Origin of the sequence: Lysobacter soli (assembly GCF_009755585.1) — a bacterium.
In the GTDB taxonomy this organism is placed as follows: Bacteria; Pseudomonadota; Gammaproteobacteria; order Xanthomonadales; family Xanthomonadaceae; genus Lysobacter_J; species Lysobacter_J soli.
Map to the genome: position 1 here is coordinate 71,339 of NZ_CP046603.1, position 21,647 is coordinate 92,985.

Genomic DNA, 21,647 nt, shown 5'->3' on the forward strand with positions numbered 1-21,647 from the left:
CACAGGAGTTCCCATGTCCACTTCTTCCAACGGTTCCAAGGTCGCCCTCGTCACCGGCGCCACGCGCGGCATCGGCTTCGAGACCGTCCGCCAGCTCGCGCAGGCCGGCGTGCACACGCTGCTGGCCGGGCGCGACCGCGGCCGCGCCGTCGACGCCGCGCTGAAGCTGCAGGGCGAAGGCCTGCCGGTCGAGGCGATCGTGCTTGACGTCACCGACACCGCGAGCATCGCTGCCGCCGTGCAGGAGGTCGACCGCAAGTTCGGCCGACTCGACATCCTGGTGAACAACGCCGGCATCATCGTCGAGGACAAGACGCTGCCGAAGCCCTCGCAGCAGTCCGTGGCCGCGTGGCGCGAAACGTTCGAGACCAACGTCTTCGCCGTGGTGGAAACCACGCAGGCGTTCCTGCCGCTGCTGCACAAGGCGCCGGCCGCGCGCATCGTCAACGTGTCGAGCCTCCTCGGTTCGCTGACGCTGCACACGCAGCCGGGTTCGCCGATCTACGACTTCAAGTCGATCCCCGCCTACAACGCGTCCAAGAGCGCCATCAACTCGTACTCCGTACACCTGGCGTACGAACTGCGCGACACGCCGATCAAGGTCAACGCCGTGCACCCCGGTTACGTGAAGACCGACATGAACGCCGGCGAAGGCGAGATCGACGTGCCGACCGGCGCGAAGACCAGCGTCCAGATGGCGCTCATCGGCGCCGACGGCCCGACCGGCGGCTACGTCTACCTCGGAGAAACGCTGCCATGGTGATCCGCTCCCTCACGCTCGGCGTCGCGGCGGCGTTGCTCGCCGCGTGCGCCGTCGGGCCGAACTACGTTCGACCCAACATCGAGACGCCGTCGAAGTTCGCGCGCGACGAAGCCGCCAGCGATGCGCGCGCGGCCGACATCGCCACCGGCGTCGAACAGAACGCGGCGCCGACACCGTCGCCGCAGGCCGATGCCGAGTTCTGGCGCAGCTTCAACGATCCGCTGCTGACGCGGCTGGTGGAGGATGCGCTCGCCGCGAACCACGATCTGCGCATCGCGCTGGCCAGCTACGACCGCGCCAACGCGCTGCTCCGCAATGCGAAGCTCGACCGTTTCCCGACGGTGACCGCCAGCGCCACCGGCAGCGATTCGCGCGCCAGCGCCGACCAGGCGCCGGGCGTGTCGCGTGCCGATCGCGACGGCGAAAGCTACAGCGTGCAGGCGGACGTCAGCTGGGAACTCGATCTCTACGGTCGCGTGCGTCGCGGCGTGGAATCCTCGCGCGCCGAAGCTTGGGCGGCGGCGTCCGACCTCGACGCGATGCAGGTCGCCATCGTCGGCGAGGTCGCGCGCAGCTACGTCGAACTGCGCGGCTTGCAGGAGCGCCTGCGCGTCGCGCAGGAGAACGCCGAGAACCAGCGCGAAACGCTGCGCCTGGTAAACGCGCGCTTCGATGCCGGTCGCGGCACCGAGTTCGATACCTCGCGTGCGCGTGCACAGCTGGAAGCCACGCTGTCGCGCGTGCCCGCGCTGGAAGCGCAGGTCGCGGTGACGATGCATCGCCTCGCCGTGCTGACCGGCCAGACGCCCGACGCGCTGATCGCCGAACTCACTCCCGTCAAGCCGCTGCCGGCGCTGCCGGCGCGACTGGATCCGGGTTCGCCCGGCGAACTGCTGCGCCATCGTCCCGACGTCATCGCCGCCGAACACCGTCTGCATGCGGCGACGGCGCGCATTGGCGTCGCGACGGCCGACCTGTTCCCGCGCTTCACGCTCGGCGGGCTGATCGGAAGCCAGGCCATCGACACCAGCTCGCTGTTCGAACGCGACAGCGAAACGCGGCTGGCATTCCTCGGCATCGACTGGTCGTTCCTCGACATCGGCCGCGTGCGTGCGCGCATCGCCGCCGCCGATGCGGACGCGGCGGGCGAACTCGCGCGTTACCAGCAATCGGTGCTGCTCGCGCTTGAAGACACCGAGAACGCGCTGGTCCGCTATGCGCGCACCCGTGTGGAAGACCAGCATCTCGAACAGGCTGCCGCCGACAGTGCCACCGCGGCGCGACTGGCTCGCGTGCGGTACGACGCGGGCGCGGCCGACCTGTTCGAAGTGCTCGATGCCGAACGCACGCGCCTGACCGCCGAGGAAGCCTTCGCCGATGCGCGCACGCGCAGCGCCAGTTCCGCCGTCGCGCTGTACAAGGCGCTCGCCGGCGGCTGGCCGACGCGCGTGCCGGTGCGCGAGGACGTCGCTTCGCGCTGATTGTTGTACCGCTCCCCTGGCCGACGGCCGGCGGCGCCACGAGTTCCCCTCCCTCACGTGGCGTCGTCGGTCGATCGGTTTTCCGATCCATGGCGTTACCCCTTCGCGTCGCCGGGTCTCATCCCGTCCGGCGGCGCCTTTTTTCTCCGCTCGCGCCGGGTGGAGTAGCATTCCCGTCCCCCGACACACCGAGTCCGTGCCATGGCGCAAGACGACAAGCCCACCCGCGACCAGGCCGAGGCCGCCGTGCGCACGCTGTTGCGCTGGGCCGGCGACGATCCGGCGCGCGAAGGCCTGCTCGATACGCCCAAGCGCGTGGCCAAGGCGTACCAGGACTGGTTCAGCGGTTACGCCGAGGATCCGGCCGACTACCTGATGCGCACCTTCAAGGAAGTCGAGGGCTACGACGAGATGATCGTGCTGCGCGACATCGAGTTCGAAAGCCATTGCGAACACCACATGGCGCCGATCATCGGCAAGGCGCACGTGGGCTACCTGCCCGACGGCAAGGTGGTGGGCATCAGCAAGCTCGCGCGCGTGGTCGACGCTTATGCACGCCGCCTGCAGGTGCAGGAGAAGATGACGGCGCAGATCGCGCAGGTCATCCAGGACGTGCTGCAGCCGCGCGGTGTCGGCGTGGTGATCGAAGGCGCGCACGAATGCATGACCACGCGCGGCGTGCACAAGCGCGGCGTGAGCATGATCACCTCGAAGATGCTCGGCAGCTTCCGCGAGGACGCGCGCACGCGCGCGGAGTTCCTGCAGTTCATCGACGTCGGCCCTGGACGCTGACGCGCGCCGTCGGCTCGTGAACGCGCTTCCGAACGCGCCATCCTGCGAACGCAACCGCGAGCCGATCCTCGCGGTCCTGCAACGCCATTTCGCCGACCGGCACGCCGTGCTGGAAATCGGCAGCGGCACCGGCCAGCACGCGGTGCATTTCGCCGCGGCGATGCCTTGGCTGCGCTGGCAGTGCAGCGATCGCGCGGAGCATCTTCCCGGCATCGCGTCGTGGCTTGAACACGCATCGCTTCCGAATACGCCGCCGGCGGTGGAACTCGATGTGTCCACCGGCCCGTGGCCGCGATCGAGCGCATCCGACGGCCGCTTCGACGCGATCTTCAGCGCGAACACGCTGCACATCATGGGCTGGTCGCAGGTCGAGGCGTTCTTCGCCGGGCTCGACGACGTGGTGGCCGATGACGCGACGCTCGTCGTCTATGGGCCGTTCAACTACAACGGCGACTACACGAGCGACAGCAACCGCGATTTCGACGGCTGGCTGAAAGCGCGCGACCCGCAATCGGCGATCCGCGATTTCGAAGCCGTGGACGCGCTGGCGCAACGCATCGGGCTGCGGCTGAACGAAGACGTCGCGATGCCCGCGAACAACCGCTGCCTTGTCTGGGGGCGGGGCGCGGCTTCGGCCTGACGCTTACTCCACCTCGCGGCCGCGATACCAGCGGCGATGCGCGAGCGCGAGCAGGTCGCGGTCTTCGTGCGTGTCGCCGTACGCGTAGACGACTGGAAAGCGCGACAGGTCGTAGTGCTCGCGCACGCGCCGCGACTTCTCCGCGCCCACGCACTGCGCGCCCTCGAAGCGCCCGGTCATCACGCCGTTGCGAACTTCCAGCGAGGAGCACAGCAGCTCCAGTCCGTGCTGCGCGCACCAGTGCGACAGATACAGATCGAACGAGCCGGACACGACGACGATCGTGTCGCCCTGATCGCGATGCCATTGCAGGCGCTCCATCGCTTCCGGACGCACGGTCGGCGGAATGACATCGCGCGCGAAATGCTCGCCCGCGGCTTGCAGGTCGCTTTGCGGCAGGCCGCGGAAGGCGAAGTCGGCGATGCGGTCGCGGATCGCATTGCCACTCACCACGCCCGCCTTGTAACCGACGAAGACCGGCGCGAGCACGACGCGCCCGACCATCAACCGCCGCTTCGTCGTCGCCATGCGCACGAACTCGGGCATCAACTCGCGCGTGGTGATGGTGCCGTCGAAGTCGAACAAGGCGAGGTTCATCGTTGCGATACGAACGGTTGGGAGCGGCGAGTGTAAGGGCCGGCGTGTTGCGCGGCATGGTCCGTCGTCTCATCACCCCAATACCGTCATCCCGGCGAAGGCCGGGATCCAGGCCGACACCCGTTCCGGTCCATCTCGTCGTTCGAGCGAAAACCGGATTCATTCGGTCTTCGATCAGCGCGACCATCCGGATCAACATGGATTCCAGCTTTCGCTGGAATGACGGTGCGGTCGGTAACCGGCGATGGAGCGCCATACGTTGCAGGCCTGGGTCCCGGCTTTCGCCGGTATGACGGTGCTGTAGGTGCAACGCCGTGGGCGGGATGACGGGAGGTTGCCGCTATGCCACGCTCGCCCCACCTTCCGACCCGGACTGCCCATGACCGACGCGGCCACGCCTTCCCGGACACCGTTGCAGGGCGATGCCGCACTGGTGCGCGCGCTGGGGCCGTTCCAGCTCGGGGCGTCGATCGTCAACATCATCGTCGGCGCGGGCATCTTCATGCTGCCTACGCTGCTGCTCGCGCGCATGGGGCCGGCGGCGCCGCTGGCATTCATCGCCGGTGCGTTCGCGATCGTTCCCATCGCGCTGTGCTTCGCCGCCGTCGGCAGCCGCGCGTCGGCGACGGGCGGGCCGTATACGTACGTGGGTGCGGGCTTCGGCCCGTTCGCGGGGTTTCTCACCGGCGCACTGATGTGGATCTGCAACGTGACATCGAGCGCCGGCGTCGCCGCGGCGCTCGCGGGACAGGTCGCGCATGCGCTCCCGATGTTCGCCGAACCCGCGGCGCGCGCGACGCTCATCGTCGGCGCGTACGCGCTGCTGTTCGCGCTCAACGCGTTCGGCGTGAAGCTCGGCGCGCGCATGATCGTCGCGCTCGCCACGCTCAAGCTCACGCCGCTGTTCGTTCTCGCGTTGATCGGCCTCGCGTTCGTCGACTGGACGCAGGTGAGCTTCGGCGTTGGTGCGATGCCGACGTGGAGCGCGCTCGGCTCCTCGCTCGTGCTGGTCGTGTTCGCGTACGCGGGCATGGAAACCGCGCTGGTGCCGTCGGGCGAAGTGCGCGATCCCGCGCGCCACGTGCCGCGCGCGACGCTGGGTGCGATCGTCGTCGTCGTGCTGCTCTACATCGGCATCCAGGTCGTATGCCAGGGAACGCTCGGTGCGTCGCTCGTCGGCAGCGCGGCGCCCGTCGCCGATGCGGCGGGCACGATCTGGCCGCCTGCGCGCACGGTGCTGCTGGCGACCGCCTGCGTGTCGATGCTCGGCTTCCTGATGGGCAACCTGTTCTCGTCCTCGCGCCTGCTGTTCGCGCTCGGCCGCGACGGCTTCCTGCCGCGCGGGTTCGGCGTGGTCGATGCGCGCCATCGCGTGCCGGTGCTCGGGCTCACCGCGCATGCCGGCCTTGCCGCGGTGCTTGCGGTCGCCGGCAGTTTCGAAACGATGGCACTGATTTCCGGCGGGGCGATCTGCCTGGTGTTCGCCGCCGTCGCCGCGGCGTCGTGGCGCACGCAGCGCATCGGCCTGCGCGGCGCCGGCGAACCGCTGGTGCTGCCCGGCGGCGCGCTGATCCCGGTCATCGCGATCGCGACGATGGCGGCGATCCTCGCCACGCTCAGCGCGCAGGAATGGCTGGCGATCGCGGTGTCGCTGACGGCGCTGGTGATCGTCTACGCCGTGCTCGCCGCGTTGCGCGGGCGCAGCGGGCGACGCTCGGCGGCGTGATCAGCCGCGGTGCTCCAGCGAAAGGAATTCCGCCGACTGCATTTCGATCAGGCGCGACGTCGTGCGTTCGAACGCGTGCGCGAGCTTCTTGCCCGAATACAGCGCCGGCGGCGCGGCCGCGGCGGTGCATACGAGGTTGACGTGGCGGTCGTACAGCTCGTCGATGAGGTGCACGAAGCGGCGCGCCGGATCGTCGTTGCGGCCGTCGAACAGCGGAATGCCGCCGACCAGCACGGTGTGGTATTCGGTCGCGATCTCGATGTAGTCGCTCGCCGCACGCGGGCCCTCGCATAGCGCGGCGAAGTCGAACCACGCGTGGCCTTCGGCGAGCGCACGCACCGGTATCTCGCGGCCTTCGATCACCAGCGGTCCGGCTTCGTGCGGACAGGTCGCGGTGAGTTCGCGCCAGCGTTCGGCGAGCCACGTGTCCGATGCTTCATCCAGCGGTGCGCGGTACACCGGTGAACGCGTCAGCGCTCGCAGTCGGTAATCCTGCGCGCTGTCGAGGTAGAGCACCTTGCAGTGCTTCTCGATCTGCGCGATCGCCGGCAGGAAACTCGCGCGCTGCAGTCCGTCCTTGTAGAGGTTCTTCGGTTCGGTATTGGACGTGGTGACCAGCGCCACGCCTTCGGCGAACAGCCGCTCCATCAGGCGGCCGAGCAGCATCGCGTCGCCGATGTCATTGACGAAGAACTCGTCGAGCACCAGCACGCGCAGGTCGCGGCCCCATTCGCGCGCGATCGTCGCCAGCGGATCGCTCGTGCCAGCGTGCATGCGCAACTGCGCATGCACTTCGCGCATGAAGCGGTGGAAGTGCGTGCGGCGTTTGCTACCCGCTCCCTCACCCCACCGTTCGCCCTGCGAACGGTCCCCCCCTCTCCCGCCTTGCGGGAGAGGGACGTCGGCGCCGCCTTCGGCCGCCACGTCCCTCAAGGGGAGACTGTCGTAGAACAGGTCGATCAGGAACGTCTTGCCGCGCCCGACGCCGCCCCACAGGTACAGGCCGAGCGGCACTTCGGTCTTCCTGCCGAACAGCCCTCCGAACAGGCCGCGCTTCGGCGGATCCAGCAGCGCGGCGTGGATGCGGTCGAGTTCGCGCAGTGCCGGGCGTTGCGCGGGATCCTCGTTCCAGTCGCCGCGCGAAACGCCGGCCGCATAGAGCGACGACGGCGAAGACACGGAAGCCGCCGCGCCGGCGGCCTGGATCGCTGCGTTCATGCGGACGCCACGCCTTCCGTCTCGGGCGGAAGGTGCGGCCTGATGCCGTTCTTGATCGCGCCGCGCAGGTCCATCAGGCGTCGATGGAAGAAGTGGCTGGTCTCGGGCATTTTCACCAGCTCCGGCGGCGGATCGAGCTTGAGGCTGTCGATCCACGCGTACACGGCCTGCGGATCGACGATCTCGTCTTCCTCGCCCTGGATCACCAGCCACGGGCACTGCGGCGGCGTGAGCGTGCTGAAGTCCCAGTTGCGGCCCGCGGCCGGTGGCGCGATCGAGATCACCATGCCCGGATGCAGTTCGTTCGCGCACTTGAGCGTGACGTACGAACCGAAGCTGAAACCCGCAAGCCACAGTCGTGCGCCGGGACGCTGCTCGCGCACCCACGCCGCGACGGCGCGAAGGTCGTCGGCTTCGCCGCGACCCTGGTCGAAACTGCCTTCCGACGCGCCCGTGCCGCGAAAGTTGAAGCGCACCGTCGCGATGCCCGACTCGCGCAGCGCGCGCGCGGCCATCGTCACGACTTTGTTGTGCATCGTCCCGCCGTCGGTCGGCAGCGGATGGCAGACGATGGCGACCGCGTCGCGCTCCGGCGCTTCGGCGGCCTCGACGATCATCTCCAGTGCGCCGGCCGGGCCCTGCAGCGTCAGCGTGGCGGTGGCGTCGGTCGGGAAGGCAGGCGGGTTCATGCGTTCAATGATACGGGCTGGTGTATTCAGGCTCCGTCGGCGCGCCGCTTACGGATCGAAACCCAGCACCAGCGGGTCGTGGTCGGAGCTGCGCCACGGGCCCGCGCCGCCGGCGCGATAACCGGCCGATTCGGGTTCGTCCGCGTTGACGTGCCATTCGGCGGCGCCGCGAAGGCGCTTGGCGAACTCCGGGCTCAGCAGCGCGTGGTCGAGCCGGCCGAGCTGGCCGTCGTAGACGTAGCTGTACGGCGCCTCGTTCCCCGCGACGACGAAGGCGTCCTGCCAGCCCGCCTCGCGCAGCGTGCGCACGGGCTCTTCCTGCGCGTAGGCGTTGAGGTCGCCGACGATGAGCGTGCGCGCGCCGTGGCCGGTGGGATCCGTGGCGAGCCAGGCGTGCAGGCGCCGCGCCGATTCGGTACGCATCGCGTTGTAGCAGGAGGCGCCGTCGCGCTGGTCGCGGTCCAGGCCGTCGGCGTCCTTGCAGCCCTTCGACTTGAAGTGGTTCGCGACGACGACGAACGCCTGCCTGTTCGCATCGCCCTTGAGCGGCGCGAACGCCTGCGCCATCGGCACCCGACTGTGCTCGCCGAACGGGCCGCCCTGCAGCGTCGCAGGTTTGCCGAGCGTGCGAATGCGGTCGGCGCGATAGATCAGGCCGACGCGGATCGGGTTGTCGCCCGGGCCCTGCTTCGCGTCGACGAAGCGCCAGCGGCCGCCATCGGCGTTGAGCGCATCCACCAGCGTGGCGATGCTCGATTCCTTGCCGTAGCCGTCGTTCTCCAGCTCCATCAGCGCGACGACGTCGGCGTTCAGGCCCTCGATGATCGCCACGTGCTTGGCGAGCTGCGCGGTGAGTTCCTGCGGCGTGCGCGCGCCGCGCAGGGTGGGGAATCCGCCGCCATGGCCGTCCCCGTTGAACAGGTTTTCGAGGTTGAGCGCGGCTACGCGCAGCGTGCCGGGAACGCGGGGCGCCTGCGGACGCGGGGCTGCGTCGAGCGTGGGCGCGGCATCGAGATGGAGCGCGATGCCGGCTTTCGTTTCGTCGATCACGCCCGTCGCGCCGTCGATGCGGCTGCCGGCGCGCGCCTGCGCCAGGCCGGCCGGCCATGCGGCATTCGCGGTATCGAGCCAGACCGTGCGGCGCGCATTGCCTTCGACTTCCGCGCGATAGCCATCGCTGCCGGGAACGTGGCGTTCAGTCGGCTGCCACGGGCGTTCGCCGAGGCTGACCTGCACGCGGCCGTGCCTGGCCAGATCGCCGCTGTCGGCGAGGTAGACCGGTCCGTCGAGGCGAATGCGCATGCCTTCCAGGCGTTCCCAGTCGGCCGGCGCAGCGGGGAGCGCCAGCGCGGCGACGTCACCGCGGCCGGTACGTTCGACCTGCGCATCCACCAGCGACGTGCGCGTGCCGCGGCCCGCGTCGAGTTCGGCCACGGTGCCGCGCGCTCGTACCGCGTCGCCCGCTTGTACGGTCGGTGCGGCCTGCTGGACGAAGATCGCGTCGGACGTGGCGTCGTCGCCGTCGCCCCCGTCCTGCAGGAACCATCCGCCCTCGGCGATCGCGCTGACGGTGCCGCGCACGGTGACGGTCTGGCCGACGAGCGCGCTGCGTTCGGCGTGGCCCTGCACCGCGCCGATGGCGGTGGCATCGCCCGCGCCCGGGACGGACGCGCAGCCGATCAGCAGGCAGGGCGACAGGAGCAGGGCCGGTCGAAGCAGGGAAATGGAACGGGTCATGGCGCGCTCGCCGCGGAAGAGGCGCGCATTATCGCGAGCGCGCGTGCCGGGCGGATGTCGGCGGGTTGGCGCGCCGAGGCGGATTGGCGGATCCAGTACCCGGAAACGACAACGCCGCCCGGAGGCGGCGTCGTGCGGCGCGGCGAAGGTCCCGATTACTTCAGGTTCGCCAGCATCCAGTCGACCGCGGCGATGACCTGTTCGTCGGTCAGGGCCGGGTTGCCGCCCTTCGGCGGCATCACGCCGGCGGTGCCGGTGAAGCCTTCGATGGCGTGCTTGTGCAGCGTGTCCTTGCCCTTCGGCAGGCGGGCGGCCCAGTGGGCCTGGTCCAGCGTCGGCGCGCCGCCGGCACCGGAGGTGTGGCAGCCGGTGCAGAGGTTGTTGAAGATCACCGAACCGTCGGTGGTGCCGCCGTAGGCGACCTGCGAGGCGGCCTTCGCGGCGGCGGCGGCCGAGGCGGCCTGCTGCGCGGCGGCGCCCGTGCTGCCGGCATACACCGCGCCGACCGGCTGGATGCGCTGCTCGGTGCGCTTGGCGACGTCCGGGTTGATCTCCGCCGGAATCTGGCTGTGCACGAACATGGCCGCGACGATCAGGCCCAGCGTGACCAGCATCAGGAAGCCGATCACCATCGAGAATTTCTTCAGGAATTCGAGGTCGTAATTGCGCACAAACCCACCTATGGCGCGCCCTTGCGGGTCACGCGAAGCCATCGACGATCGACCGCCCCAAGCGGCCGCGCGCCAGTATACGGCCCGCTAGGCTGCTCCACTAGGTTCAGGTTTGGGCGGTCCGGGCGCGCGATCACATCGGCCTGTGCCGCGTGTGGCGCGCATAACCGCCTGCGCTCGACCGCCCAAAACAAAAACGGCAACCGCGAGGCTGCCGTTCTAAATCGAGTGCTGCTGGCCGCGATGTCGCCAAGTCGACTGCCGCGTCGCGACCGGGCCACGACGGCACGGTGCGTAAGATGGCGCGCCCGGAGGGATTCGAACCCCCGACCAATGGCTTCGGAAGCCACTACTCTATCCGGCTGAGCTACGGGCGCCTGGATGTCCCGCGATACGGCCTGATCGCGAGATCACGTCGCAGCAAGCGGGGCTGGCATTCTAGCGGCAAAGCGCGCCGGCGTGCGGTGGCGGAGGCCCGGCTCCCGCGGCGACGTCGCCGAACGCGCTTCCCCATTCCGCGAAATTCCCCCGTCATGAGCTACGAACGCTTCCAAACCCCCGCGGATTCCCCGTGGAAAACGCGACTGGCGCTGTACTGGCAGCTCGTGCGCGGCGACCGTCCCATCGGCTGGCTGCTGTTGCTGTGGCCGACGTGGTGGGGCCTGTGGATCGCCGCGCGCGGCGTGCCGCCGCTGTGGACGCTGTTCGTGTTCAGCGCCGGCGTGTGGCTGACGCGCTCGGCCGGGTGCGTGATCAACGACTACGCCGACCGCTGGCTCGACCCGCACGTCGAGCGGACGAAGAACCGCCCGCTCGCGACCGGCGCGGTGCGCGGCCGCGAAGCGCTGGCGTTGTTCGCGGTGCTGATGCTGGTGGCGTTCGGGCTCGTGCTCACGTTGAACCGGCTGACGGTGCTGATGAGCTTCGTCGGCGTGGCGCTTGCCGCGAGCTATCCGTACCTCAAGCGGTATACGCACCTGCCGCAGGTGTACCTCGGCCTCTCGTTCGGCTGGGGCATCCCGATGGCGTTCGCCGCCGTGCAGGGCGAAGTGCCGCCCGTGGCGTGGCTGCTCTACGCGGCCAACATCGTGTGGTCCACCGCGTACGACACCTGGTACGCGATGGTCGATCGCGAGGACGACCTGCGCATGGGCAGCAAGTCCACGGCGATCCTGTTCGGCGAGATGGACCTGATCGCACAGGGCGTTCTGTACGCGCTGTTCTTCGTGGCGCTGGTCTTCGTCGGCCAGCGCGCGTCGATGGGCGCGTACTACTGGATCGGCCTCGCCATCGCCGCCGCGCTGGTGGTGTACGAATTCGTCATCGCCCGGACGCGCGACCGCGCGGCGTGCTTCCGCGCGTTCCTGCACAACCATTGGGTCGGATTGGCGATCTTCGCCGGCATCGCCGCCGACTTCGCGTTGCGCGGGCCGGCGGCGTAAGTCGTCCGGTCGTCAGAGCGCCTCGGCGAGCTTGCGCATCCGCAGCCCGGCCACGATCTGCAGCACCCCGTAGATCAGCGCGGCCACGCCGATCCACAGCGCCACCGTTACCAGCCCCGCGGCCGGCCGCATCACGAACAGCACCGCCAGCACGATGGCGAGCACGCCGCTGAGCGCGATCATCCATTCGCCGGTGATCGCCTTGCGGATGCGGATCGCCAGCACGATGCGGTAGATGCCGGCGACGAGCAGCCACGCGGCGAGGAACAGCAGCAGCACGCCGGCGGTGGCGACGGGGTTGGACACCGCCAGCACGCCGAAGACGAGCGAGGCGAGCGCATACAGCACCAGCCATCCCTTCGATACCGACACGTTGCGGTCGAACAGCGCGAGCAGGCTGAGCACGCCTTCCGCGATGGCCATCACGCCGAAGGCCCATGCGATCGCGACGGCCGTCTTCGCCGGCCAGAGGAGCGCGGCGATGCCGAACAGCACGCCGATCACGCCGTACAGCACCAGCACCCACCAACTGCGACCCACCATCCTCAACAGACCTGCGTTCATGACGCGCTCCTCGACCCTGAGGTCACCGTGGTCCGGGTTCCGGCGGAGCGTGACCGCGCAAGGGTCGCCGCCGGGTGAAGATCGGGTGACGGGATGGACCCTGCCGTGTGTCGCGACGAGCGGCGTAACGGGGGCGTCGACATTGGGCGCGCTCGAACGTTCCGCCGAACGGCACTGCCGGCGGCCGTTCCCGGGTGCTGCAATCGCGGCGTCCAACCCGCCTGGAGTTCGCCATGCGTCGTACGTGCCTGCCGTTGTTCCTCTGCCTTGTCGCGACGAATGCTGCTGCGCAGACAGCGCCCGCGCGCGAGCACTTCGCGCCGCCGGGCTGGGAGGGCTCGTACCACGGGCTGCACTACACGCCCGTGCTCCGCGTCGGCGATCGCGTGATCGTGTCGGGCATTCCAGCGTCGGAAGGCGAGACCGACGAGGCGAAGATCCGCTGGGCGTTCCAGCAGTTGAAGGCGCATCTGGAAAAGGCGGGCGCGACGATGGAGGACGTCGTCGAGCTGCAGAGCTTCCATGTCTCGCGCGATCACGACGATTTCCGCAAGCGCGTCGAGCCCGTGCTGAAAGTGCACCGCGAGTTCTTCAAGGATCACTACCCCGCATGGACGGCCGTGGGCACGACGGCGCTGTTCTCGAAGGACGCGCCGATGGAGATCCGGGCCGAGGCGATCATTGGATCCGGCGCGAAGGCGAAGGCTTCGATCCCGGTGCCGGCGGCGAAGTAGCGCCAGCACCGGCATCTCGATGCCAGCGCGATCCGGCGATCCGCAGCGATCACGGCACACGCGCACACACCCACACGTCGACGCGCTGCACGCCGGCACGGCGCAGCGCGAGCGCCGCCGACCGCGCCGTCGCGCCGGTCGTCATCACGTCATCGACCAACGCGACGTGCGCCGGCAGCGATGCGCTCGCCCGGACCTCGAACGCCCCGCGCAGGTTGCGGCGACGCGCGCCCGCGGCGAGGCGTGACTGCGCTGCCGTCGCCCGCACGCGCCGAAGCAGGTCGTCGCGGAGCGGCACGCCGAGCCGTCGCGCGAGCGGTCGCGCCAGTTCCAGCGCCTGGTCGTAGCCGCGCCGTCGCAGGCGGTCTAGGTGCAGCGGGATGGGCGCCAGCGCCTCCGGCCGTTCCGCGTCTCGGAGGCTGTCGCGCATCAGCGTCGAAAGCAGCCGCAACCCCGCGAGGTCGCCATGGAACTTGGCGCGCGGCAGGAGGCGATCCAGCGGCGTGCGATACACGAAGGCCGCCCGCGTGACGGTTTGCGGGGGCGGCCGGCACAGGCAGTCGCCGCAGAGCTCGGCGTCGATCCCGAGCGGCAGGGCGCATCGGGCGCAGGACGTCGTCAGCCACGGCAGGCCTTCGCAGCACGTAGGACACAGATCGCGACCGATCGATCCGCGTTCGCTGCAGACCAGACACCGCGACGGCAGCAGACGATCGAACACCCGCGACGTCCAGCCGTAAACTCCGTGCGCAGCAGTTTGGTTGACAGGGTCGGGCATGGTTTCCAGACTGCCGGGCCTGTCTCGCCGAAAACATCGGAATTCCGCCATGCCTGCTGTCAGCCAGATTCCTGTCGTCGAGTCCTCCCCCGCCGGCGACCTCCGCCACGACTGGTCCCGCGCCGAAGTCCGCGCGCTGTTCGACCTGCCATTCCCGGAGCTGCTGCACCGTGCGGCCTCCGTGCACCGCGCCAACTTCGATCCGGCCGAGGTGCAGGTCAGCACGCTGCTGTCGATCAAGACCGGCGGCTGCCCGGAGGACTGCGGCTACTGCCCGCAGGCTGCGCGCTACCACACGGGCGTGGAGGCGACCAAGCTGATGAGCACCGAGGCGGTGTTGGAGAAGGCCCGCCAGGCCAAGGCCGCCGGCGCCAGCCGCTTCTGCATGGGCGCGGCGTGGCGCTCGCCCAAGGATCGGGATATTCCGAAGGTCGCCGCGATGATTTCCGAGGTGAAATCGCTAGGCCTGGAGACCTGCGCCACGCTCGGCATGCTCTCGGCCGACCAGGCGCGTGCGCTCAAGGACGCCGGGCTCGACTACTACAACCACAACCTGGACACCGCGCCCGAGTACTACAACGCCATCATCCACACGCGCGAGATGCAGGACCGCCTGGACACGCTCTCGCACGTGCGCGACGCCGGCATGAAGACCTGCTGCGGCGGCATCGTCGGCATGGGCGAGCGCCGCGACCAGCGCGCCGGCCTGCTGCAGACGCTGGCGAACCTGCCGGCGCACCCGGATTCGGTGCCGATCAACCGCCTGGTGCAGGTGGAAGGCACGCCGCTGGCCGGCACCGAGCTGCTGGACCCCTTCGAATTTGTGCGCACCGTCGCAGTTGCGCGGATCCTGATGCCGCGCTCGATGGTGCGCCTGTCGGCCGGGCGCGAATCGATGAGCGACGAGCTGCAGGCGCTGTGCTTCCTCGCCGGCGCGAATTCCATCTTCTACGGCGAGAAATTGCTGACGACCGGTAATCCCGACACCGAGCGCGATATGGCATTGTTCGACCGACTGGGCTTGCGTCCGATGCCCGTGGTCGAACAAGGGGAGACCGTCCATGCCGACATCGTCGAAGCGGCGCACCACTGCGCCGCGTGATGGCCTGCCGGTGCAGCCATGAGCCGCCCGGGCTGGCGTGACCGCATCGAGGCCGCCCGCGCGCAGCGCGAAGCGAGCTCGAGGGTGCGCGTGCGTCGCACCGTCACCCTGCGCGACGGCGCGCGCTGCCTCGTCGACGGCCGCTCCCTGCTGAATTTCTGCGGCAACGATTACCTCGGCCTGTCGCAGCATTTCGCCGTGGTCGGCGCGCTGCAGGATGCGGCCTCGCGCGAGGGCGCCGGCGGCGTCGGCTCGCACCTGGTCTGCGGCCATCACCAGCTTCACGACGCGCTGGAGCGCGAAGTCGCCGACTGGCTTGGCACGCCGCGCGCGCTGCTGTTCGGCAGCGGGTACCTGGCGAACCTCGCCGTCGTGCAGGCGCTGCTCGGCGACGAGGACGTCTGCGTGCAGGACCGCCTCAACCACGCCAGCCTGATCGACGCCGCGCGCCTGGCCGGTTGCCGCCTGCGCCGCTATCCGCACGCCGACGCCGAAGGCGCGATCCGCCAGCTGCGCAGCATGCCGGAGGGTGCGGCGATGCTCGCCACCGACGGCGTGTTCAGCATGGACGGCGACATCGCCCCGCTGCGCGAACTCGCGCTCGTGGCGCGCGTGCAGAAGGCGCTGCTGTACGTCGACGACGCCCACGGCATCGGCGTGGTCGGCCCGGACGGGCGCGGCAGCGTCGCGGCAAGCAAGCTCGGCGCGAACGACGTCCCGCTGCAGCTGGCGACGCTGGGCAAGGCGCTGGGCGGCTACGGCGCGGTCGTCGCCGGCGATGCCGACCTCATCCAACATCTTTCCGAAACCGCGCGTTCCTACATCTACACCACCGCGCTGCCGCCGGCGCAGGCCGCTGCATCGCTCGCGGCGGTGAAGCTGGCGCGCGCCGAACATTGGCGCCGCACCAAGCTCGACGAGCTGATCGGCCGCTTCCGCGAGCGCGCGCAGCGCGCCGGCCTGGAGCTGATGGATTCGCAGACGGCGATCCAGCCGGTGATCTGCGGCGACGACGACACGGCGCTGGCGATGGCCGCCGGGCTGGAACAGGCGGGCTACTGGGTCGCCGCGATCCGTCCGCCGACGGTGCCTGAAGGTCGCGCGCGCCTGCGCGTGACGCTCTCGGCGCTGCACGGCGTGGCCGACGTCGACGGTCTCGTCGAAGCGATGGCGAAATCGCGCGAACGCATCCGCCTGGGCCTGGTCGAGACCGCCCGGCGCGAGGCCGTGCTGGCGCGATGAGCGGCGAGCGCGACCTTGCGCGCCTGCTCGCCACGCTGAACGTCACGGCGCGGGCGGGCCAGTTCGCCTTCGTCGCGCGCCCCGCACCCGATCCGACCCTGGCCTCGCTCGCGCTCGCCATGGTCACCGAGGACGAGGGCGTCACCTACGTCCTGCCCTGCGAGGTCGCCGACGCGCGCGGCCTGCCTTACGATTTCCGGGCCGCCTGGCTGACGCTGGGCGTGCATTCGGCGCTGGACGCGGTTGGACTGACCGCCGCCTTCGCCTCCGCGCTGGCGCGGCGCGGCATCGCCTGCAACGTGCTCGCCGGCTTCCATCACGACCACCTGCTGGTCCCGGCCGATCGCCGCGACGACGCACTGGCGGTGCTGGCCGACCTCGCCCGGGACGGCGCCGAATAGCACTGCAGGCAACACGCTCCACTCCATCCCCATCGGCCATCCCCCAACGGCTTGCTCCATGTACATCGAAACGCGCGGGCAGGGTCCCGCGCTGGCACTGATCCACGGCTGGGCCATGCACGGCGGGTTGTTCGCGCCGCTGGTTGAACGCCTCCAGGATCGCTACACGCTCCACCTGATCGACCTGCCCGGCCACGGCCGCGCGCGCGACGATGCCACGCCGCTGTCGCCCGAAGCGCTCGCGCCGCAGCTCATCGCGCGCGTCCCGGACGCCGTATGGCTCGGCTGGTCGCTGGGCGGGCAGTTCGCGTTGCGCGCCGCGCTGGATTTCCCGGAAGACGTGCGCGGGCTGGTGATGATCGCCTCCTCGCCGCGCTTCGTGATCGACGAAGGCTGGCCGCATGGCGTCAAGCAGAGCCTGTTCCGCGATTTCGGCGAGGCGCTGGGCCGCGATTTCCGCGGCACGCTGGAAGGCTTCCTCGCGCTGGAGGCGCTGGGTTCGAGCTACGCGCAGGAGGAACTCCGCAGCCTGAAGGCGCAGGCCTTCGAGCGCGGCGAACCGGCTCCGCGCGCGCTGCAGGAAGGCCTGGTGTTGCTCGATCGCCTCGACCTTCGCGACGAATTGCCGCAGTTGCGCGTGCCGAGTCTGTGGATCTCCGGCCGCCGCGACCGCCTGATTCCCGCCGGCGCGATGCCCGCCGCCGCGACGATGACGCCGGGCGCACGCAGCATCGTCATCGGAAATGCGGGACACGCGCCGTTCCTGGGCGCCGCCGATGAGGTCGCCGCGCAGATCGATGCGTTCATGCGCGCGGTGACCGCGCCGGCGTGACAGCAGGAGCCCTCCCCTTCAAGGGGAGGGTTGGGTGGGGATGGTCCCCGCCCGTGACGTGTCGCCTGGAAAGCGACACCATCCCCACCCCGGCCCTCCCCTTGAAGGGGAGGGAGGAAAAGCAGACGACCCGCCGCGTACCACACGGGTCAAATCAGAAAAATGACCGACACCTTCGACCACCGCCAGGTCCGCCGCGCCTTCTCGCGCGCCGCGCACCACTACGACGACGCGTCCGCGCTGCAGCGCGAAGTGGCCTCGCGCCTGATGGAACAGCTCGACTACCTCGACGATCCGGCGCTGAACCGTGCGCCGCCGCAGCTGGTCGTCGACGTGGGCTGCGGGCCCGGCCACGCGGCCGCCGCGATGCAGAAGCGCTGGCAGAAGGCGCACGTCGTCGGCATCGACCTCGCCCAGCCCATGCTGCGCGAAGCGCGCGGCCACGCGGGCGGCTGGCTGCCATCGTTCCTGCCCGGCGTCGCGCGCCGTCCCGACTGGCTGTGCGCCGACGCGCGCGCGTTGCCGCTGCGCGACGCGAGCGTCGACATCCTGTTCTCCAACCTGTGCCTGCAATGGGTCGAGGACCTGCCGGCGGTCTTCGCCGGTTTCCGTCGCGTGCTCAAGCCCGACGGCCTGCTGCTGGTGTCGACCTTCGGCCCGGACACGCTGCACGAACTGCGCGATGCGTTCGCGCAGGCCGACAACGCGCCGCACGTGAGCCCGTTCGCGTCGATCGCGCAGTTCGGCGATGCGCTGATCGCGGCGGGCTTCAAGAATCCCGTGCTCGATCGCGACGAGTTCGTGCTCGGCCACGACGATCTCGCCGGCCTGATGCGCGAACTACGCACGCTGGGCGCGACGAACGCCATGCACGACCGTCGCCGCAGCCTCACCGGCCGCTCGCGTTTCGCGCGCGCCGCGCAGGCCTACGAACCGTGGCGCCGCGATGGCCGGCTGCCGGCGACGTGGGAAGTGATCTACGCGCACGCGTGGGGCCCGCAGCCGGGCACGCCGATCCGCGTCGGCGGCGTCGACGAAGTGCGCGTGCCGGCGCACGGCATCCCGGTGCGGAAGCGTTCGTGAAGGCGCGCAGCACGGCGCTGGCGGCGGTCGCCATCGCGCTCGCGTCTGCGTTCTTCTTCACCTGCACGTACGTGCTCAACCGCGCCGCCGCGACCGAGGGAGGCTACTGGGCATGGACGGCGTGCCTGCGCTACCTCATCACCTTGCCGCTGCTGCTGCCCGTGATGCCGTGGCAAGGTGGGGTTGCGCCGGTGTGGCGGGCGATCCGCGCGCATCCCGGGCCGTGGCTGCTGTGGAGCGGCATCGGCTTCGTGCTGTTCTACCTGTGCCTGAGCTACGCCGCGTCGAGCGGGCCGTCCTGGCTGATCGCCGGCACGTTCCAGCTCACCGTCATCGCGGGAATGCTGTGCGCGCCGTTCCTCTATCGCGACAAACGCGCGCGCGTGCCGATGCCCGCACTCGCGACGGGACTGCTCGTCGTCGCCGGCGTGCTGCTGCTGCAGTTCGGTCACGGCGGCGGTTCGCTCGATCGCGACGGCTGGATCGCGCTGGTGCTGGTTGCGATCTCGGCCTTTGCCTATCCGCTCGGCAATCGCGGCCTGCTGCTCCACCTGGAGCGCAGCGGCGTCGAGCTCAACGCCACGCAGCGCGTGTTCGGCATGACGCTGGCGAGCCAGCCGATGTGGTGGGCGGTCGCGGCGATCACGCTGGCGAAGGTCGGCCCGCCGCCGCTGGGGCAGGTGTCGTTCGCCGCGGGCGTCGCGCTCGGCGCGGGCGTGATCGCGACGGTGCTGTTCTTCCAGGCGACCGGCATGGTGCGAAGCAACCCGACCGCGCTCGCCGCCGCCGAAGCGATGCAGGCGGCGGAAATCCTGTTCGCCACGCTGATCGGCGTGCTGTGGCTCGGCGAGGCCTGGCCGCAGGGCCGCGCGTTGGCGGGTGCGGTGCTCGTCGTGATCGGCATCGTGGTGTTCAGCATCGTCGCCGCCCGCTCGAGCGCCGGCGATGCGCGCGCCGTGGACGAGGCGTCGGGCGATCGCGGGGCATAGTCCGCGACGGCAACGTCGTTCAGCCGCCACGTCCTACGATCGGCCCATCCTCCGACGGCATCGCGACGACATGGCCAGACCCCCGCTCACCCTTGCCGCAGGCTTGCTGCTGGCGGTCGCGACCGTTCCCGCGTTGGCGCAGGACTTCAGCAGCTGGGGCTTCGATCCCGGCGCGTTGATGGCCGACAGCCGCGAACTGCTGATGCGCGCGCCCGATTCGAGCGTCGACGGGCTCTTCCAGGCCGTGCACGCCAGTGCGCAGACGCCGCAGGATGCGCGCACGCTGTGTGCGCTGTTCGATCCCGATGCGCAGCGCAGTCTCGACGGTTACAACCAGATCGCCTCGCAGCTGAGCGAGCAGAGCCGCAGACGCTTCGCCGATGCGGCGACGAATTTCTTCCTCACCGCCGCGCAGAGCCCGCGCCAGCCGTACGACGCGAATGTCGCGACGCAGGCGCTGAAGGCCGCCGGCGTACGCGCGGCGCTGCTCAACGACGGATTCCTTGCCGGGCTCAACGGCGGCGACCATGACGCACGTTGTCGTTCGGTCGGCTTGCTGATCGATGCGATGGCCTCGCGCCCGGTCGGCGAACGCGCATCGGTGATGCGCCTGCTGTTGAGCCAGGGCATCGACTACCTGTCGCTCGGCGCCGGCGCGCAGCGCTGAGGCGATGTTTCAGCGCTGCGGTTCGACGCGGAACATCACGCGCCGCTCGAACGGCGTGCCCAGCAGGATCGCGCGATAACCGTAGCCTTCGATGCGTTCGCGCACGACGGGCCAGTCGCTCTGCTTGGTCACCCACACCACGCCGTGCTCGTGTTCGCCCAGTTCGACGGCGAGGGGCTCGTCGTACTGCGGGTTGAATCGCGGCTCGTGCAGCGTGTCGAGCGAGATCTTCTCGATCTCCGTGCCGCGACCGAGTTCCAGGTGCAGCCCGTAACGCGCCATGTCCTCGACGAAAACGATCTCGTGGATCGGACCGGGCGCGCGTTCGACGATCGCATGCGCCCAAGCCTCGGCATTCTTGTGCGTGGGCCAGTACGAGGCGGCGACCTTCGCTGCCAGCAGCACGGCGGCCCACGCGATCAGCTTCGGCCATGAGGGCAGGGCGCGTCCTTCGCTTGTCCGTTGCAACGCGATGATGACCGCGATCGGCACAAACAGCGGCAGCAGGTACAGCGGCATGCGCGAACGCGCGAACACGCACACCGCCAGCGGCAGCAGCAGCCACAGCGCGAGCAGCAACCAGTGCGCGTCGCGCTGGCGTCGCTGCGGATCGCGCCACCACGGACGCACCATCGCCGGCAGTCGGCGCGTCCAGCGCCACAGCGTTGGCGTCCACGGCAGCGTGCCGACGATGAGCGTAGGGACGTAGATCTCGATCCAGCCGTACCACTCGCCGTGGCGCCCGAACTCGTTCGTCGTCACGCGATTGACGAGTTCGTCGCCGACGAAATACTCGAACAGCCCCGGATTGCCATGGAATACCGCGACGTACCACGGCAGCGCGAGCACCGCGAACAGCACCAATCCGGACCATTGCAGGACGCGGTGATCGCGTCGCCCGGGCATGAGGAAATCGAACAGCAGCACGACCGGCAGTGGTAGCAGCCCCGCCGGGCCCTTCGTCACGAATGCCAGCGCGAGCGCGATCCACATCAGCGCGATCCAGCGCCTCGGATGCGGTGTGGCCGAGAAGCGCGCTTCGACGAACGCCCACATCGCCAGCGCGATGCAGGCGCTGAGCAGGTAGTCGGTGGTGATCATCTGCGATGCGCCGAACGGCAGCAGCATCGTCGCGTAGACGATGGCGGCCGACTGCTGCGAACCCGGCGCGAGCCGCGCCGCGATGCGCCACGCGAGCCACGTGCACAGCAGGTACGACAACGCTGCCGGCAGCCGCGCCGCCCAGGTGTTGGTGCCGAAGACCATGATGCTGGACGCGATGGCCCAGTACGTGAGCGGCGGCTTGGTCCAGTGGCCGATCTCGTCGTTGCGGCGCGGATTGAGCCAGTCGCCGCTGTCGAGCATGTTGAGCGCGACGTTGGTGTAGCGGCCCTCGTCGGGATCCCAGATGCCGCGCGAGCCCAGGAACATCAGCGCCAGCACCGTCGCCAGTGCGGCGGTCCACAGCGCAGGCGATCGCAGGATCCGGTGCATGGGCC

General features: G+C 69.9%; 22 protein-coding genes and 1 tRNA gene. 14 read left to right on the top strand and 9 right to left on the bottom strand.

Going from position 1 to position 21,647, the window contains the following annotated elements; translation table 11 throughout:
* The first annotated feature begins 13 nt into the window (after window positions 1-13).
* The 4 genes from GOY17_RS00310 to GOY17_RS00325 all read left to right on the top strand — a co-directional run bounded on the left by GOY17_RS00310 (window position 14) and on the right by GOY17_RS00325 (window position 3,676).
* Window positions 14-763, top strand: coding sequence for an SDR family oxidoreductase (locus GOY17_RS00310; RefSeq protein ID WP_115843075.1), 750 nt, complete (start codon window positions 14-16; stop codon window positions 761-763).
* Window positions 757-2,244, top strand: coding sequence for an efflux transporter outer membrane subunit (locus tag GOY17_RS00315; RefSeq protein ID WP_157028830.1), 1,488 nt, complete (start codon window positions 757-759; stop codon window positions 2,242-2,244). The genes GOY17_RS00310 and GOY17_RS00315 overlap by 7 nt, the downstream gene beginning before the upstream one ends.
* Before the next feature lie 201 nt (window positions 2,245-2,445).
* The gene (gene folE, locus GOY17_RS00320) at window positions 2,446-3,036 is read left to right on the top strand and encodes a GTP cyclohydrolase I FolE (protein ID WP_115843071.1); all 591 of its coding nucleotides are present in this window, start codon (window positions 2,446-2,448) and stop codon (window positions 3,034-3,036) included.
* A gap of 16 nt (window positions 3,037-3,052) precedes the next feature.
* Window positions 3,053-3,676 carry a DUF938 domain-containing protein gene (locus GOY17_RS00325; RefSeq protein WP_157028831.1) on the top strand — a complete coding sequence of 208 codons (624 nt, stop codon included), beginning with the start codon at window positions 3,053-3,055 and terminating at the stop codon, window positions 3,674-3,676.
* Between the two features lie 3 nt (window positions 3,677-3,679).
* Here the strand turns inward: GOY17_RS00325 and GOY17_RS00330 are convergent, their stop codons facing one another.
* On the bottom strand, window positions 3,680-4,273 hold the full coding sequence (locus GOY17_RS00330; protein WP_157028832.1) for an HAD family hydrolase: 594 nt from the start codon (window positions 4,271-4,273) through the stop codon (window positions 3,680-3,682).
* Window positions 4,274-4,652: 379 nt separating this feature from the next.
* On the opposite strand from GOY17_RS00330, the gene GOY17_RS00335 reads away from it, so the two are divergent.
* Window positions 4,653-5,999, top strand: a complete 1,347-nt coding sequence (locus GOY17_RS00335) for an APC family permease (protein ID WP_157028833.1) — start codon at window positions 4,653-4,655, stop codon at window positions 5,997-5,999.
* Here GOY17_RS00335 and zapE read toward each other — a convergent pair whose 3' ends face one another.
* From zapE to GOY17_RS00360, 5 genes are all read right to left on the bottom strand, one after another.
* Entirely contained in the window at window positions 6,000-7,217 is a 1,218-nt protein-coding gene (zapE, locus tag GOY17_RS00340) for a cell division protein ZapE (RefSeq protein WP_157028834.1), read from the bottom strand.
* The gene (locus tag GOY17_RS00345; RefSeq protein ID WP_157028835.1) at window positions 7,214-7,906 is read right to left on the bottom strand and encodes an alpha/beta hydrolase; all 693 of its coding nucleotides are present in this window, start codon (window positions 7,904-7,906) and stop codon (window positions 7,214-7,216) included. The genes zapE and GOY17_RS00345 overlap by 4 nt, the downstream gene beginning before the upstream one ends.
* Before the next feature lie 48 nt (window positions 7,907-7,954).
* Window positions 7,955-9,643 carry an ExeM/NucH family extracellular endonuclease gene (locus GOY17_RS00350; RefSeq protein ID WP_157028836.1) on the bottom strand — a complete coding sequence of 563 codons (1,689 nt, stop codon included), beginning with the start codon at window positions 9,641-9,643 and terminating at the stop codon, window positions 7,955-7,957.
* A 155-nt stretch (window positions 9,644-9,798) separates the two neighbouring features.
* The gene (locus GOY17_RS00355; RefSeq protein ID WP_115843056.1) at window positions 9,799-10,314 is read right to left on the bottom strand and encodes a c-type cytochrome; all 516 of its coding nucleotides are present in this window, start codon (window positions 10,312-10,314) and stop codon (window positions 9,799-9,801) included.
* Window positions 10,315-10,614: 300 nt separating this feature from the next.
* Window positions 10,615-10,691, bottom strand: a tRNA-Arg gene (locus GOY17_RS00360).
* Window positions 10,692-10,847: 156 nt separating this feature from the next.
* On the opposite strand from GOY17_RS00360, the gene ubiA reads away from it, so the two are divergent.
* Window positions 10,848-11,756: a 4-hydroxybenzoate octaprenyltransferase gene (gene ubiA, locus GOY17_RS00365; protein ID WP_157028837.1), complete on the top strand. Its 909-nt coding sequence runs from the start codon at window positions 10,848-10,850 to the stop codon at window positions 11,754-11,756.
* A 12-nt stretch (window positions 11,757-11,768) separates the two neighbouring features.
* Here ubiA and GOY17_RS00370 read toward each other — a convergent pair whose 3' ends face one another.
* Entirely contained in the window at window positions 11,769-12,320 is a 552-nt protein-coding gene (locus GOY17_RS00370) for an HdeD family acid-resistance protein (protein WP_157028838.1), read from the bottom strand.
* A gap of 233 nt (window positions 12,321-12,553) precedes the next feature.
* On the opposite strand from GOY17_RS00370, the gene GOY17_RS00375 reads away from it, so the two are divergent.
* Window positions 12,554-13,054 (top strand): Rid family hydrolase, encoded by a 501-nt coding sequence (locus tag GOY17_RS00375; RefSeq protein ID WP_157028839.1) that lies wholly within the window; start codon window positions 12,554-12,556, stop codon window positions 13,052-13,054.
* Between the two features lie 49 nt (window positions 13,055-13,103).
* On the opposite strand, the gene GOY17_RS00380 is transcribed toward GOY17_RS00375, so the two are convergent.
* On the bottom strand, window positions 13,104-13,832 hold the full coding sequence (locus GOY17_RS00380) for a ComF family protein (RefSeq protein ID WP_157031532.1): 729 nt from the start codon (window positions 13,830-13,832) through the stop codon (window positions 13,104-13,106).
* 49 nt (window positions 13,833-13,881) lie between these two features.
* Here GOY17_RS00380 and bioB point away from each other — a divergent pair, with 49 nt between their 5' ends.
* The 7 genes from bioB to GOY17_RS00415 all read left to right on the top strand — a co-directional run bounded on the left by bioB (window position 13,882) and on the right by GOY17_RS00415 (window position 20,148).
* Window positions 13,882-14,934, top strand: a complete 1,053-nt coding sequence (gene bioB, locus GOY17_RS00385; protein WP_157028840.1) for a biotin synthase BioB — start codon at window positions 13,882-13,884, stop codon at window positions 14,932-14,934.
* 18 nt (window positions 14,935-14,952) lie between these two features.
* Window positions 14,953-16,176 (top strand): 8-amino-7-oxononanoate synthase, encoded by a 1,224-nt coding sequence (bioF, locus tag GOY17_RS00390; RefSeq protein ID WP_115843044.1) that lies wholly within the window; start codon window positions 14,953-14,955, stop codon window positions 16,174-16,176.
* On the top strand, window positions 16,173-16,577 hold the full coding sequence (locus GOY17_RS00395) for an ACT domain-containing protein (protein WP_157028841.1): 405 nt from the start codon (window positions 16,173-16,175) through the stop codon (window positions 16,575-16,577). Before bioF ends, GOY17_RS00395 begins: the two co-directional genes overlap by 4 nt.
* 58 nt (window positions 16,578-16,635) lie before the next feature.
* Window positions 16,636-17,409 carry a pimeloyl-ACP methyl ester esterase BioH gene (gene bioH / locus GOY17_RS00400; protein WP_157028842.1) on the top strand — a complete coding sequence of 258 codons (774 nt, stop codon included), beginning with the start codon at window positions 16,636-16,638 and terminating at the stop codon, window positions 17,407-17,409.
* Window positions 17,410-17,571: 162 nt separating this feature from the next.
* On the top strand, window positions 17,572-18,492 hold the full coding sequence (gene bioC / locus GOY17_RS00405; protein ID WP_157028843.1) for a malonyl-ACP O-methyltransferase BioC: 921 nt from the start codon (window positions 17,572-17,574) through the stop codon (window positions 18,490-18,492).
* Window positions 18,489-19,481: a multidrug resistance efflux transporter family protein gene (locus tag GOY17_RS00410; protein WP_157028844.1), complete on the top strand. Its 993-nt coding sequence runs from the start codon at window positions 18,489-18,491 to the stop codon at window positions 19,479-19,481. The genes bioC and GOY17_RS00410 overlap by 4 nt, the downstream gene beginning before the upstream one ends.
* A 70-nt stretch (window positions 19,482-19,551) precedes the next feature.
* A complete protein-coding gene (locus GOY17_RS00415) occupies window positions 19,552-20,148 on the top strand; it encodes a hypothetical protein (RefSeq protein ID WP_157028845.1) in 597 nt (198 codons plus the stop codon).
* 9 nt (window positions 20,149-20,157) lie between these two features.
* On the opposite strand, the gene GOY17_RS00420 is transcribed toward GOY17_RS00415, so the two are convergent.
* On the bottom strand, window positions 20,158-21,642 hold the full coding sequence (locus tag GOY17_RS00420) for an ArnT family glycosyltransferase (protein ID WP_157028846.1): 1,485 nt from the start codon (window positions 21,640-21,642) through the stop codon (window positions 20,158-20,160).
* Window positions 21,643-21,647: the final 5 nt, after the last annotated feature.